General features: G+C 58.7%; 13 protein-coding genes. 12 read left to right on the top strand and 1 reads right to left on the bottom strand.

From position 1 onward, the window contains the following. Positions 1 to 90: 90 nt before the first annotated feature. From ATO67_RS12260 to guaA, 9 genes are all read left to right on the top strand, one after another. The gene (locus ATO67_RS12260; protein ID WP_067649180.1) at positions 91 to 1,380 is read left to right on the top strand and encodes an RsmB/NOP family class I SAM-dependent RNA methyltransferase; all 1,290 of its coding nucleotides are present in this window, start codon (positions 91 to 93) and stop codon (positions 1,378 to 1,380) included. Positions 1,381 to 1,523: 143 nt separating this feature from the next. Continuing rightward, positions 1,524 to 2,801, top strand: a complete 1,278-nt coding sequence (locus tag ATO67_RS12265) for an imelysin family protein (protein WP_067649183.1) — start codon at positions 1,524 to 1,526, stop codon at positions 2,799 to 2,801. Positions 2,802 to 2,860: 59 nt separating this feature from the next. Beyond that, positions 2,861 to 4,354 (top strand): di-heme oxidoreductase family protein, encoded by a 1,494-nt coding sequence (locus ATO67_RS12270; RefSeq protein WP_082760250.1) that lies wholly within the window; start codon positions 2,861 to 2,863, stop codon positions 4,352 to 4,354. After that, positions 4,354 to 5,475, top strand: coding sequence for an imelysin family protein (locus ATO67_RS12275; RefSeq protein ID WP_067649185.1), 1,122 nt, complete (start codon positions 4,354 to 4,356; stop codon positions 5,473 to 5,475). The genes ATO67_RS12270 and ATO67_RS12275 overlap by 1 nt, the downstream gene beginning before the upstream one ends. A 3-nt stretch (positions 5,476 to 5,478) precedes the next feature. After that, positions 5,479 to 6,570 carry a DUF1513 domain-containing protein gene (locus tag ATO67_RS12280; RefSeq protein ID WP_425352203.1) on the top strand — a complete coding sequence of 364 codons (1,092 nt, stop codon included), beginning with the start codon at positions 5,479 to 5,481 and terminating at the stop codon, positions 6,568 to 6,570. Positions 6,571 to 6,620: 50 nt separating this feature from the next. Continuing rightward, the gene (locus ATO67_RS12285) at positions 6,621 to 7,073 is read left to right on the top strand and encodes a TspO/MBR family protein (RefSeq protein ID WP_067649191.1); all 453 of its coding nucleotides are present in this window, start codon (positions 6,621 to 6,623) and stop codon (positions 7,071 to 7,073) included. Positions 7,074 to 7,146: 73 nt separating this feature from the next. Then, positions 7,147 to 7,596: a PaaI family thioesterase gene (locus tag ATO67_RS12290; RefSeq protein ID WP_067649194.1), complete on the top strand. Its 450-nt coding sequence runs from the start codon at positions 7,147 to 7,149 to the stop codon at positions 7,594 to 7,596. Next, the gene (locus tag ATO67_RS12295) at positions 7,593 to 8,231 is read left to right on the top strand and encodes a 5'-methylthioadenosine/S-adenosylhomocysteine nucleosidase (protein ID WP_067649197.1); all 639 of its coding nucleotides are present in this window, start codon (positions 7,593 to 7,595) and stop codon (positions 8,229 to 8,231) included. Before ATO67_RS12290 ends, ATO67_RS12295 begins: the two co-directional genes overlap by 4 nt. Before the next feature lie 84 nt (positions 8,232 to 8,315). Continuing rightward, the gene (gene guaA / locus ATO67_RS12300; RefSeq protein WP_067649200.1) at positions 8,316 to 9,893 is read left to right on the top strand and encodes a glutamine-hydrolyzing GMP synthase; all 1,578 of its coding nucleotides are present in this window, start codon (positions 8,316 to 8,318) and stop codon (positions 9,891 to 9,893) included. 112 nt (positions 9,894 to 10,005) lie between these two features. On the opposite strand, the gene ATO67_RS23275 is transcribed toward guaA, so the two are convergent. Continuing rightward, positions 10,006 to 10,173 (bottom strand): hypothetical protein, encoded by a 168-nt coding sequence (locus ATO67_RS23275; RefSeq protein ID WP_170063850.1) that lies wholly within the window; start codon positions 10,171 to 10,173, stop codon positions 10,006 to 10,008. A 198-nt stretch (positions 10,174 to 10,371) separates the two neighbouring features. Between ATO67_RS23275 and ATO67_RS12305 the strand changes: the two genes are divergently transcribed. The 3 genes from ATO67_RS12305 to ATO67_RS12315 all read left to right on the top strand — a co-directional run bounded on the left by ATO67_RS12305 (position 10,372) and on the right by ATO67_RS12315 (position 12,517). Then, positions 10,372 to 10,719, top strand: a complete 348-nt coding sequence (locus ATO67_RS12305; RefSeq protein ID WP_067649203.1) for an ArsC family reductase — start codon at positions 10,372 to 10,374, stop codon at positions 10,717 to 10,719. A 9-nt stretch (positions 10,720 to 10,728) separates the two neighbouring features. Further along, entirely contained in the window at positions 10,729 to 11,205 is a 477-nt protein-coding gene (gene ybaK / locus ATO67_RS12310; RefSeq protein ID WP_067649206.1) for a Cys-tRNA(Pro) deacylase, read from the top strand. Positions 11,206 to 11,278: 73 nt separating this feature from the next. Next, a complete protein-coding gene (locus ATO67_RS12315) occupies positions 11,279 to 12,517 on the top strand; it encodes an aminopeptidase (RefSeq protein ID WP_067649213.1) in 1,239 nt (412 codons plus the stop codon).

The following is a 12,517-nucleotide window of genomic DNA, read 5'->3' on the forward strand; positions in this document are numbered from 1 at the left end:
AGCCGCTGTTGTTGAGCGAATTCTTCGCAAAGACTTGCCCTCGCCACCATTCGCGTCTACCAACCGCCATTCATAATGATGAGGTAGACAATGCGTTTGGGCGGGCGTTTAGCCGGGGCTATAGAAGTACTGGCGGATATCGAGGCGCGTAGACGCCCCGTCGCCGATGCCCTGAAGGACTGGGGACTGGCACATCGTTTTGCCGGTTCAGGCGACAGGGCTGCCATAGGCAACATTGTCTATGACGCGTTGCGCATGAAGCTTTCCCACGCATGGCTGATGGATGACGATAGTGCGCACGCACTTGGCTACGCCGTCATGTTGCGGCAATGGGGCAAATCCGCCGAACAGTTGGTGGCGGAATTCGATGGCGACAAATTTGCGCCCGAACCCCTTTCCGAAACCACTTTGAGCGCCTTTGCATCTCGCGCGCTGTCCGATGCGCCTGCCCATGTGCAGGGGGATGTTCCCGACTGGGTGCAGGCATCTCTCGAGGCGTCCTTCGGTGAAGACTGGTTGCGGCAGGCGCAGGCGCTGAACCAGCGCCCGACGCTCGACCTGCGCGCCAACACATTGAAAGCGACCCGAGAAAAGGTCATCAAGGCGCTGTCTGACGCCGGTGCCGCGGCCACCCGCCTTGCGCGGCAGGGCGTGCGCATCGCCGCTGGCGAAGGTCCATCACGCCTGCCGAACGTGACCGCGGAGCTTTCCTTTCAGAAGGGCTGGTTCGAGGTTCAGGACGAGGGATCGCAGATCGTTGCCGATCTGGCCGGTGTGCAGGAAGGCGAACAGGTTCTCGATTATTGCGCGGGCGGTGGTGGCAAGACGCTGGCCTTGTCTGCCAGCATGAACAATAAGGGGCAGGTTCACGCCTTCGATACAGACCGCAAGCGTCTCGCCCCCATCATCGAGCGGCTGAAGCGTGCGGGGACGCGCAATGTGCAGGTTCACGACCGCGCCGAAGGGCTCAAGAGCTATGTCGGCAAATTCGACCGCGTTCTGGTCGATGCACCCTGCACCGGCACGGGCACATGGCGCCGCCGCCCGGACACGAAATGGCGGCTGACACCGCACAATCTGGAAGAGCGCGTCGAGCAACAAACCCAGGCGCTGGATCAGGCCAAGACCTTCGTGCGGCCCGGTGGTGAGTTGCTTTATGTGACATGTTCGGTTCTGCCCGAGGAGAACGAGCGCCAGATGGAACGTTTCTGCACGCAGAACCCGGAATTTTCCATGCGGCCGGTGCTGGACCGGTGGAACAGCATATTTGGCGCCCAGGCCATCAAACCGCATTCGACAGATGGACATTCCGTGACGCTGACGCCCGCAACGACGGATACGGATGGCTTCTTCTTCTGCGCCATGAAGCGTACCGCCTGACCACTTTCTATCCAGCGGGTTGCCGGATCTGATTCCGGCATCCTGCTTGGAAAGCTTCTAAACTAGAATATTTGACACAAGTTTGTGATTGGTTCAGAACTCGCCTTCACGGCCTCGTTACGAGAGGGCTGATAGGAGAGATCATGTTTCGCAAAACCGTTCTTAGCGCCAGCGCGGCGCTTCTGGCCGCTTCCGTTACGTTCAGCGCGCTTCCAGCCCGGGCCGCGACCGATCCGGCCGCCGTGGTAAAGCACTACGCAGAACTGGGCTACGCAAAATATCAGGATTCACTGACGACGGCGCAGGCGCTCGACAAGGCTATCGATGCCTTGATCGCGACACCAAGCGAAGCCAATCTGAAGGCCGCACGCGAAGCCTGGATCAAGGCCCGCGTTCCCTATCAGCAAACGGAAGTTTACCGCTTCGGCAACCCGATCGTCGATGAATGGGAAGGCAAGGTCAATGCCTGGCCGCTGGACGAAGGCCTGATTGACTATGTTAACGGCTCCTATGGCACCGAAAGTGACGAGAACGAGCTTTACACCGCCAACATCATCGCCAACAAAAAGATCAAGGTTGGTGGCGAAGAGGTCGATGCCTCCAAGATCACGCCGGAGCTTATCCAGAGCCTTGCGGAAGCGGGCGAAGTGGAAGCCAACGTGACCACCGGTTACCACGCCATCGAATTTCTGCTGTGGGGCCAGGACCTGAACGGCACGGGACCGGGCGCGGGCAACCGCCCTTACACCGATTATGACACCAAGAATTGCACCGGCGGCAATTGCGACCGCCGCGCCGATTATCTGAAGGCAGCATCGACGCTGCTGGTGGCCGACCTTAAGGAAATGACGGGCAACTGGGCGCCGGATGGCGAAGCGGCGAAAACCGTCGAAGCTGATCCGAAGAAGGGCCTGACGGCCATTCTCACCGGCATGGGTTCACTCTCCTACGGCGAATTGGCAGGCGAGCGCATGAAGCTTGGCCTTCTGCTGCACGATCCCGAAGAAGAGCATGATTGCTTTTCCGACAACACCTACAACTCGCATCTGAACGACGCCATCGGCATCGCATCGGCCTACACCAGCGAATATACCCGCGTAGACGGCACCAAGATGACCGGCCCTTCCCTTTCGCAACTGGTCGCCGCCAGCGACAAGACGCTGGATACCGAAATGCAGGGCAAGCTGAACAAGACGCTGGATGCCATGCACGCCATGGAAAAACGCGGCCAGACGGTCGAGGCTTACGACCAGATGATTGCCGAAGGCAACAAGGACGGCAATGCCGTGGTGCAGACCGCGATTGACGGGCTTCTGGACCAGACCAAGACCATTGAGCGCGTGATTGCAGCGCTTGACCTTGGCAAAATCCAGCTCGAGGGCTCCGAGAGCCTTGATAGCCCGAACGCTGTGTTCAAGTAGCACGATTATGCGGGCCGCGTGAGGAACGCGGCCTGCCCCTTCCCTCCCGGTCAATCATCATGACATGCTCGCGGTCGCTTCTTTTTCTTTGTCCGCTGCTGATCGTGGCCGTTACTGGCGGTTTGCCAACAGCGGCTGAAACCAGCAAGCGGCTCGACCTTTCCGCCGAAGACAGAACGCGCATTCAACACGTCACTCGACCCACGACAGACTTTTCAAAACCAGAACCCTTCGAGGCCATGTCGGCGGGGGCGGCAACCACGACAGCGACACGCGACCCATTTTCGCAACCCTCCGCCAATATGACCTTCGAGCGCGGACAGGATTTCAAGCTGGGCAACGCCCTGTTCCAGAAGCTGTGGGTTTCCTCGCCCTCCTCCACGCAAGCGTCGGATGGGCTGGGACCGCTTTACAATGCGAGGTCGTGCCAGACATGCCATATCAACGACGGTCGCGGACGTCCGCCGGTAGGAGGCGAGGATGCGGTTTCGATGTTTCTGCGCCTTGCCCGCCCTGCCCGCACGCCTGAAGAGATGAGGGCGATAGCCGACCATGATATCTTGAATTTTCCGGATGCGACCTATGGCGGGCAGCTTCAGAATCTTGCGGTTCCAGGGCTGAAGGCCGACGGCACGCTTGTCGTATCGTATGAGGAGCAGACGGTGACGCTTGATAGTGGCGAGACCGTATCGCTCCGCAAGCCAACCTATGGGGTAGACCGACTGAATTACGGGCCGCTGGAGCGCGACACCACGCTGTCTGCCCGCATCGCTCAGCCGACGCTCGGTCTGGGATTGATCGAGGCGATTGCTGACGAGGATATTCTGGCCAATGTGGGCGAAACCGGCAAACCAGCATGGGTGCGCGACCACCGCAGCGGCGCGTTGAAGCTGGGTCGCTTCGGTTGGAAGGCTCAGAATGCCAGCGTGCGGGATCAGGCCGCCAATGCGCTTTCTCATGATATCGGCATTTCCTCGCCGGATGCGCCCAATGCCTTTGGCGATTGTACCGACAAGGAACCCGACTGTCTTTCCATGCCGACCGGGGTGCAGAAGCGGCTGGGCGATGTGGAAGCACCCTCCCCGGTTCTCGATCTGATGACCTTCTACACCGAAAATCTGGCCGTGCCTGCGCGCCGCAATGTCGATGACCCCACCGTACTGCGCGGCAAGCAGCAATTTTATGCGGCGGGATGTGCATCCTGTCACGTGCCGAAATTCGTGACGAGGCGTGATGCGAACGACCCGCTGCATTCCTTTCAACTGATCTGGCCCTATTCCGATTTTCTGCTGCATGACATGGGCGATGGCCTAGCGGATGGTCAACAGGTGGGTGAGGCAAGCGGGCGTGACTGGCGCACCCATCCGCTGTGGGGCATCGGCCTGACGCAAGCCGTGAACGGCAATGGCTTTTACCTGCATGACGGACGGGCGCGCAGCCTGACGGAAGCAATATTGTGGCACGGCGGAGAAGCGCAAAAAGCGCGCGATACTTTTGCTGCCTTGCAAAAGTCTGACCGGCAGGCTTTGCTGACATTTCTGGAGTCTCTGTGATGGACAATGCGATGCGAAAATTTCATGCCCTTCTGCCGCTCGCTTTTCTGATAAGCTTCGGCACGGCACTGGCGCAAGATGTGGAGCTGATGCCACCACCGCCTCTTGACCCGGTCAAGGTGCGCAGCGTGATGGCAAAGGCCGTGGATGGCTTTATCCGCCCTAGCTATGACGGTTTTCGTGATAGCGCCAAGGCGCTGGAGGGCAAGATGCAGGCGCTGTGTGCTAGCCCATCCGCGGACACGATGGCAGCGGCAAAAGCAGGCTTTGCCAATGCGACGCACGCATGGGCGGAGATCGAGATCGTCCGCGTCGGTCCCGTTATTGAGGAGAACCGTTTCGAGCGGGTGTTGTATTACCCTGACAAAAAGGGTCTTGGCCTGAAACAGGTGCAGCGTTATCTCTCGGAAAAAGACGAGAGCGTAACGACGCCGCAGGGCGTTGCGGCGAAAAGCGTAGCTGCACAGGGGTTCGGCGCACTGGAATATGTGCTTTACGGCACTGGCGCAGATGACATCGTGGCTGAGAAAAACGGTTTTCGTTGCCGCTATGGCGCAGCCATTGCCGGCAATGTCGCCAATATCGGCACGGAGCTTTCCGATCTCTGGGACGCGCCGGATGGTACGGCGAAGAATTGGAAGGAGCCGGGGCCGGACAATCCGGTATTTCGTGACGAGAGAGAAGCGCTGGTGGCGCTGCTGGGCATTCTGGTGCACGGCTCGGAAGCCATTCGCGACCAGCGTATCGAAACCTTCTACAAAGGACCGGACAATGCCAAATTTCCGCGTACCGCGATCTATTGGCGTTCCGGCCTGACATGGAAGAGCATCGGCGACAATGTGTCTGCCGTGCAGACGCTGTTGCACAAGGCTGGCATGAGCGATCTTCTGCCGCCCGACCAGCGCTCCATCATCAGTTCCATCGACTTCATTGCCAAATCCATGGTTCGAGTAGCCGGAACCATTGAACCCGATGTGGAAAAGGCGCTTGCCGACGACAAGCAACGCTCCAAGGTCGATTATCTACTGCTGAACGGCAAGGACCTGATCTACCGCATCAACGATCAGTACGGCGGAGCCATTGGCCTTAGCTCCGGCTTTTCCTTTTCGGATGGGGATTGAGTGGTGGCGCGCGACAAACGGCTGCTGATCGACCGGCGCGCCTTTATCAAAGCGGCGGGATTGCCGTTTCTGGCATCGCTTGCGCCGCGTTCGCTTTATGCGCTGGAGCGCACGGACGCGGTCTTCGCCTCGGCCTTCCGCGACCGCGATGGCGCTTATGGCGTGGCGACTGTGAGCGAGGCGGGCGAGATCATCGACCGGCTGATTTTGCCCGCCCGTGCGCATGGCATGGCGACCAGCCGCGCGACGGGTGTAACGGTTGCCTTTGCGCGCAGGCCCGGAACTTTCTTCATGGCTTTCGATCCGGCCAGACGCCGCGAACCCATCGTCATGCACACGCCGGAGAATCGGCATTTCTACGGCCATGGGCAGTTTTCCCCCGACGGATCGATCCTTTATGCGAGCGAAAATGACTTCGACCGCAATCGCGGTGTGATCGGCCTTTATGACGCCCGCGATGGCTTCAGGCGCATTGGTGAATATGATGCGCGCGGCATCGGTACCCACGACATGACGGTCAGCGATGACGGGCGGATGATCATCATCGCCAATGGCGGCATCGAGACCCACCCGGATTTCGGGCGCACGAAACTCAATATCGATACCATGGAGCCTTCGCTGGTGCTGCTGGATGCGGCGACGGGACGACTGATCCAGCGGCACGGGCTTGCGAAAGATTTGCGCCAGCTTTCCACCCGCCATGTCGATCTGGGCCGCGACGGGCGCATCTGGTTTGCCTGTCAGTACGAGGGACCGCGCAACGACATGCCGCCGCTGGTGGGGTATTTTTCCAGGGGCGACGATCTCCGCTTCATCGATCTGCCGGAGGAAACCACCGTTCGGCTGGCCAATTATGTCGGGGCCATCGCCATCAACCGGCGCGACGGTATCGTCGGCCTCACCTCGCCCAATGGCAATTCCACCGTAATGCTGGACGAAAAAAGCGGCAAGGTTGTCAATGAGACGACGCTTCGCGAGGCTGCGGGCGTTGCGGCGGCCGCAAAGGGTATCGTCACCTCATCCTATGACGGGCAATTCGCGGCGAAAACCAGTGCTGTGGCGTGGGACCAGCACATCGTCAGACTTGCCGGATAAATTGCTAAAATAACACCGGAACAGAAGGCACGTCTGCGCATTTCATGCCTATGAAAAAAGCTCTGGTCTATCTCATCTTCGTCTTGGCAGTCGTCACCATCGGTGCGTTCGTCGGTATGAACAATGTCCCAGGCGAATGGTACCAGTCGCTCAACAAACCCTTCTTCAACCCGCCCAACTGGATTTTCGGGCCGGTTTGGACGGCACTTTACGTGATGATTGCAATTGCCGGTGCACGCACATGGCTGCAAAGCCGGATGGGCGGCCGCATGCAGCTGTGGGGCAGCCAGATGCTGTTGAACTTCATGTGGTCGCCGATCTTTTTTACGATGCAAAGCCCCGCTGGGGCTCTTATCCTCATCGTACCCATGCTGATCTGCGTCATCGCCTTCATCATCATGACAGCAACGCGCGACCGCATCTCCATGTGGCTGTTCGTTCCGTATGCTGTGTGGGTGGGCTTTGCCACGCTTCTCAACGCCAGTATCGTCTATCTGAACTAGCAAACGCGCTCGCCCTTGCCTTGTGGCCCTGCACACGCCATGTTTCGATAAAGAAACAGGGAAAGGCAGGGGAATGAATTTCACCGATCCCGGCGATTACCGCCAGCGGATAAAGAAGAGCTTTGCTCGCCAGGGCGTCGTTCAGGCCATCAATGCCGAGATATCGCGCATCGAGCACCGTCTGGTGGAAATCGAGCTGCCGTTTCACCCCAAACTGACGCAACAGCACGGCATTTTGCATGCGGGCGTGATTGCGGCTGCCCTCGACACCGCCTGCACCTATGCCGCCTATACGATCATAGAGCCGGATGCCTCGCTGCTGACGATCGAGTTCAAGGTGAACCTGATGTCGCCTGGGCGCGGCGAGCGGTTTCTGTTTCGTGGTGAAATCACCAAGCCGGGCAGCAACATCATCGTGGCAGATGGCCGCGCTTATGCGCTGTCAGATGGGCCAGCCAAGTTGATCGCTTCCATGACCGGAACGATAATGGTGATGAAGGGCCGCGAAGGTTTCGAAGAATGAGTTATGAGATTGTCGAGGTGGCGGGCAAACGCCTGCTGTTCGTCATGGCTGCCGATGCCGAATACGGCCCGCATCTGAAGGCGCGCTTCAAGCCGCTGATGACGGGGGTCGGCCCGGTGGAGGCGGCGGTTTCGCTGACGGTGGCGCTGAGTGATCTCCGTGCCGCCGACAATCGACCCGAACTCGTCGTGTCGCTTGGCTCTGCCGGTTCGCGCACGCTGGAGCAGGCGGAGGTCTATCAGGCCGTCTCCGTTTCCTACCGCGATATGGATGCCTCGGCCTTCGGTTTCGAGAAGGGCCGCACGCCGTTTCTCGATCTGCCCGCCGAGATTACCCTGCCGCTGCGCATTCCCGGCGTTGGGGAAGCGCGGCTTTCCACCGGCGCCAATGTCGTCTCCGGTGCCGCCTATGACGGGGTGGATGCGGATATGGTTGAGATGGAGACATTTGCCATTTTGCGCGCCTGCCAGCGCTTTGATATTCCGCTGATCGGCCTGCGGGGAATCTCCGATGGTAAGGCGGATGTGCACCATATCTTCGACTGGACGGAGTATCTGCATGTGATCGACGAGAAGCTGGCTGATGCTGTGGGCAGGCTGTACCGAGCAATAAAAGACGGAAGCATTTCGCTCTAAATCTCTTGCGCAACCGCTTATTTTCTGGCTTTTCAGGCCATGTCACGGGTTGCCTAAAGCCCCGGATTTCTTTAAAGGCTCGCCATGACCCAGATAGCCCATCCCGACAGCATCCTCATCATCGATTTCGGCAGCCAGGTGACGCAGCTTATTGCGCGCCGTGTTCGCGAAGCCGGAGTCTATTGCGAAATCCACCCGTTTCAGAATGCCGCGGACGCGTTCGAGACACTGAAGCCGAAGGGCGTGATTTTCTCTGGCGGACCGGCATCCGTAACAGCGGAGGGAAGCCCCCGCGCGCCGCAGGCGGTTTTCGATTCAGGCATCCCGATACTCGGTATTTGTTACGGCCAGCAGACGCTGTGCACCCAGCTGGGCGGCACTGTTGAAGGTGGGCATGCAGCGGAATTCGGGCGCGCCGATATCGAGATCAAAAAAGCAAGCCCACTGTTTGACGGCTTCTGGGAGCTGGGCGGACGTTATCCTGTGTGGATGAGCCATGGCGACCGCGTAACGCAATTGCCGCATGGTTTTGAAGTGGCCGCGACGTCCGAAAACGCGCCCTTTGCCATCGCCGTCAATGAAGAGCGCCGCTACTACACCACGATGTTCCACCCGGAAGTCATGCATACGCCCGACGGTGCGAAGCTTCTGTCCAACTTCGTGCACAAGATCGTTGGCCTGAAGTCCGATTGGACGATGGCTGCCTATCGCGCCGAGATGATCCGCAAGATCCGCGAGCAGGTCGGCACCGAGCGCGTGATCTGCGGTCTGTCCGGTGGCGTCGATTCCTCCGTTGCTGCGGTTCTCATTCACGAAGCCATCGGCGATCAGCTGACCTGCATTTACGTTGACCATGGCATGATGCGGCTTGCCGAAAGCGAGCAGGTCGTCACCATGTTCCGCGACCACTACAATATTCCGCTGGTGCATGTGGATGCGTCCGACCTGTTCCTGACGGAGCTCGCCGGCGTTTCCGACCCGGAAGTGAAGCGCAAGACCATCGGGCGCCTGTTCATCGAAACATTCGAGGCCGAAGCCGCCAAGATCGCATCCGATGGCAAAGGCGCGCCCGCGTTTCTGGCGCAGGGGACGTTGTACCCGGATGTTATCGAAAGTGTTTCCTTTTCCGGTGGCCCATCCGTCACCATCAAGAGCCACCACAATGTCGGCGGTCTTCCCGAGCGCATGAACATGAAGCTGGTGGAGCCGCTTCGTGAGCTTTTCAAGGACGAGGTTCGTGTTCTGGGCCGTGAACTCGGTCTTCCCGAAAGCTTCATCGGCCGCCACCCCTTCCCCGGTCCGGGCCTCGCCATCCGCTGCCCAGGCGTCGTGACGCGTGAAAAACTGGATATTCTGCGCAAGGCCGATGCCGTCTATCTCGATGAAATCCGTAAGGCCGGTCTCTACGACACCATATGGCAGGCCTTTGCCGTGCTGCTGCCGGTGCAGACCGTTGGCGTCATGGGCGACTACCGCACCTACGACTTCGTCTGCGCGCTACGCGCCGTGACCTCTGTGGACGGCATGACGGCAGACTTCTATCCTTACGACATGAACTTCCTGGGACGTGCGGCAACCCGCATCATCAACGAAGTCAAGGGCATCAACCGCGTCGTGTATGACGTGACCAGCAAGCCGCCCGGCACGATCGAGTGGGAATGAGGTCAGCTCTTCTGCAATAGGAAAAGCCGGTCGATGAAAACTCATCGACCGGCTTTTTGTTGGGTAATATGTATGAGGCGAAACGTTATCGTCTCGCCATCAAATGTCAGCCTTAGAGCTGAACCTTGTCGAACGCTGTACGTTCGATGCCAAGGGCGTCAAGGTCTGCGCCAGCTGGCTTGCGGTGGGAGCGGACAGCTGCGGATACTGCCAGAGCCGCGCCGAAAACGGCAAATGTTTCGCCAAAGAATTTACGGGATGTCTTAGCAACGTTACGCATGTGGGTCTCTCCTTCGTGTTGCCCAGAATATGAGCATTTGAAGCGCTTTGCACAACTCACGATATAGCAGGCAAGCCATGCAGCTTAGCTCGAACTCATTTGGATGACTGGTCATGCAAATTTGCATAGCTAGCCGAGATTTGAATGCGGCGGATTTTTTGCTATGCCTTTCGGAGAGCATGGAAAAGGCTGACGGATATGACGATTACGATCTACGGGATCAAGAACTGCGACACGATGAAGAAGGCCCGCACATGGCTGGAAGCAAAGGGCATCGACTATGTGTTTCATGACTATAAAAGCACCGGGATCGATGAAGCGCATCTCAATGCGTGGTGCGATGCCGCTGGTTGGGAGACCGTGATGAACCGCGCTGGCACCACTTTCAAGAAACTGGATGAGGGCGATAAGGCCGACCTTGACCGCGAGAAAGCGATTGCCTTGATGCTGGCGCAGCCGTCGATGATCAAGCGCCCGGTTCTGGAAGCCAAGGGAAAGATAACGGTCGGCTTCAAGCCTGAATTCTACGCCGCGCTGTTCTGTTAGGCGTGGCCCATGTCGAAGACCACGCGCGCGACCCAGACGCTGACCAAAGCGGGTATTTCCTTCACGACGGTGACCTATGAGTATGATCCGAATGCAGAACGCATCGGCCTTCAGGCAGCGGAAGCCATCGGGGCCGAGCCGCATCTGGTGTTGAAAACGCTGATGGCGGAGGTTGATGGCAAGGCGGTCTGTGTTGTGGTGCCATCCGACCGTGAGGTCAGCATGAAAAAGCTGGCGACGGCCTTTGGCGGCAAATCTGCCCATATGATGAAGCCCGCTGATGCCGAGCGCGCAACGGGATATCATGTTGGCGGAATCAGTCCTTTCGGCCAGAAAAAGCAGGTGCCGACGGCGATTGAAGTGCAGTCGATGGGTCATGAACTCGTCTATATGAATGGCGGGCAGCGTGGATTGCAGGTGCGCCTTTCACCGGGGGATGCACAGGCGGTCTTGAAGGCACTGGCGGTTTCCCTGGTCACCGAATAGCAGAAATCCGGTTGGCTTTCGCAGCGAATGGGCTATGTTTTGCGCCTCGCAATGAAGACATTGAAGGCGTACCATGACAGTCTCCCCTATCGATCCCGTCAAACTGGAAAAGCTGGCTGAAGTTGCCATCAAGGTCGGGCTGCAATTGCAGAAAGACCAGGATCTGGTCATCACTGCACCGCTTGCGGCGCTGCCGCTGGTGCGGTTTCTGACCAAGCATGCCTATATGGCTGGCGGCGGTCTGGTGACGGCTTTTTATTCCGACGAGGAAACGACGCTTGCGCGTTACAACCATGCCAGCGATGCCAATTTCGACCGTGCATCCGGCTGGCTTTATGAAGGCATGGCGAAGGCCTATGCCAATGGTGCCGCCCGCCTCGCGATTTCAGGCGACAATCCGATGCTGCTCGCGGATGCGGACCCTGCCAAGGTGGCGCGCGCCAACAAGGCCAATTCCATGGCCTACAAGCCGGCGCTGGAGAAGATTTCCAACTTCGACATCAACTGGAACATCATCTCCTACCCCAACCCGTCCTGGGCCAAACAGGTGTTTCCCGGCATTCCAGAGGATGAGGCCGTAACGAAGCTGGCGGATGCAATTTTTGCCGCATCGCGTGTCGATCTGGCCGATCCTGTGGCGGCGTGGACGCAGCACAATGCAAACCTTGCCAAGCGCTCCAAGTGGCTGAATGACGAGCGTTTCTCCTCGTTGCATTTCACTGGCCCCGGCACGGATGTGACCATCGGTCTGGCAGACAGCCATGAATGGCATGGCGGCGCATCGATGGCCAAGAACGGCGTGATCTGCAACCCCAATATTCCGACCGAAGAGGTCTTCACCACGCCGCATGCGCTACGGGTGGATGGCTACGTCTCCAGCACCAAGCCGCTGTCGCATCAGGGCACCCTGATCGACAATATCCAGGTGAAGTTTGAGGCAGGCCGCATTGAGGAGGCCAAGGCTTCCAAGGGTGAAGCCGTGCTAAACAAGGTTCTGGATACGGATGAAGGCGCACGACGTCTGGGCGAAGTGGCGCTGGTGCCACATTCCTCCCCCATCTCGGCCAGCGGCATATTGTTTTACAACACGCTGTTTGACGAGAATGCGTCCTGCCACATTGCGCTGGGACAGTGCTATTCCAAGTGCTTCGTCGATGGCGCTTCGCTCACGCCAGATCAGATCAAGGCGCAAGGCGGCAATTCCAGCCTCATCCATATCGACTGGATGATCGGCTCCGACAAGGTCGACATCGACGGTGTCAGAGCAGATGGCTCCAAGGTTCCTGTCATGCGCAAGGGCGAATGGGCCTGA

Source organism: Agrobacterium bohemicum (assembly GCF_001562555.1).
Classification (GTDB): Bacteria; Pseudomonadota; Alphaproteobacteria; order Rhizobiales; family Rhizobiaceae; genus Agrobacterium; species Agrobacterium bohemicum.

Excerpts from the sequence above, each read along its gene's own strand:
- ATO67_RS12260 (WP_067649180.1), top strand. The coding sequence starts at position 91 with ATGCGTTTGGGCGGGCGTTTAGCCGGGGCTATAGAAGTACTGGCGGAT.
- ATO67_RS12265 (WP_067649183.1), top strand. The coding sequence starts at position 1,524 with ATGTTTCGCAAAACCGTTCTTAGCGCCAGCGCGGCGCTTCTGGCCGCT.
- ATO67_RS12270 (WP_082760250.1), top strand. The coding sequence starts at position 2,861 with ATGACATGCTCGCGGTCGCTTCTTTTTCTTTGTCCGCTGCTGATCGTG.
- ATO67_RS12275 (WP_067649185.1), top strand. The coding sequence starts at position 4,354 with ATGGACAATGCGATGCGAAAATTTCATGCCCTTCTGCCGCTCGCTTTT.
- ATO67_RS12285 (WP_067649191.1), top strand. The coding sequence starts at position 6,621 with ATGAAAAAAGCTCTGGTCTATCTCATCTTCGTCTTGGCAGTCGTCACC.
- ATO67_RS12290 (WP_067649194.1), top strand. The coding sequence starts at position 7,147 with ATGAATTTCACCGATCCCGGCGATTACCGCCAGCGGATAAAGAAGAGC.
- ATO67_RS12295 (WP_067649197.1), top strand. The coding sequence starts at position 7,593 with ATGAGTTATGAGATTGTCGAGGTGGCGGGCAAACGCCTGCTGTTCGTC.
- guaA (WP_067649200.1), top strand. The coding sequence starts at position 8,316 with ATGACCCAGATAGCCCATCCCGACAGCATCCTCATCATCGATTTCGGC.
- ATO67_RS23275 (WP_170063850.1), bottom strand. The coding sequence starts at position 10,173 with ATGCGTAACGTTGCTAAGACATCCCGTAAATTCTTTGGCGAAACATTT.
- ATO67_RS12305 (WP_067649203.1), top strand. The coding sequence starts at position 10,372 with ATGACGATTACGATCTACGGGATCAAGAACTGCGACACGATGAAGAAG.
- ybaK (WP_067649206.1), top strand. The coding sequence starts at position 10,729 with ATGTCGAAGACCACGCGCGCGACCCAGACGCTGACCAAAGCGGGTATT.
- ATO67_RS12315 (WP_067649213.1), top strand. The coding sequence starts at position 11,279 with ATGACAGTCTCCCCTATCGATCCCGTCAAACTGGAAAAGCTGGCTGAA.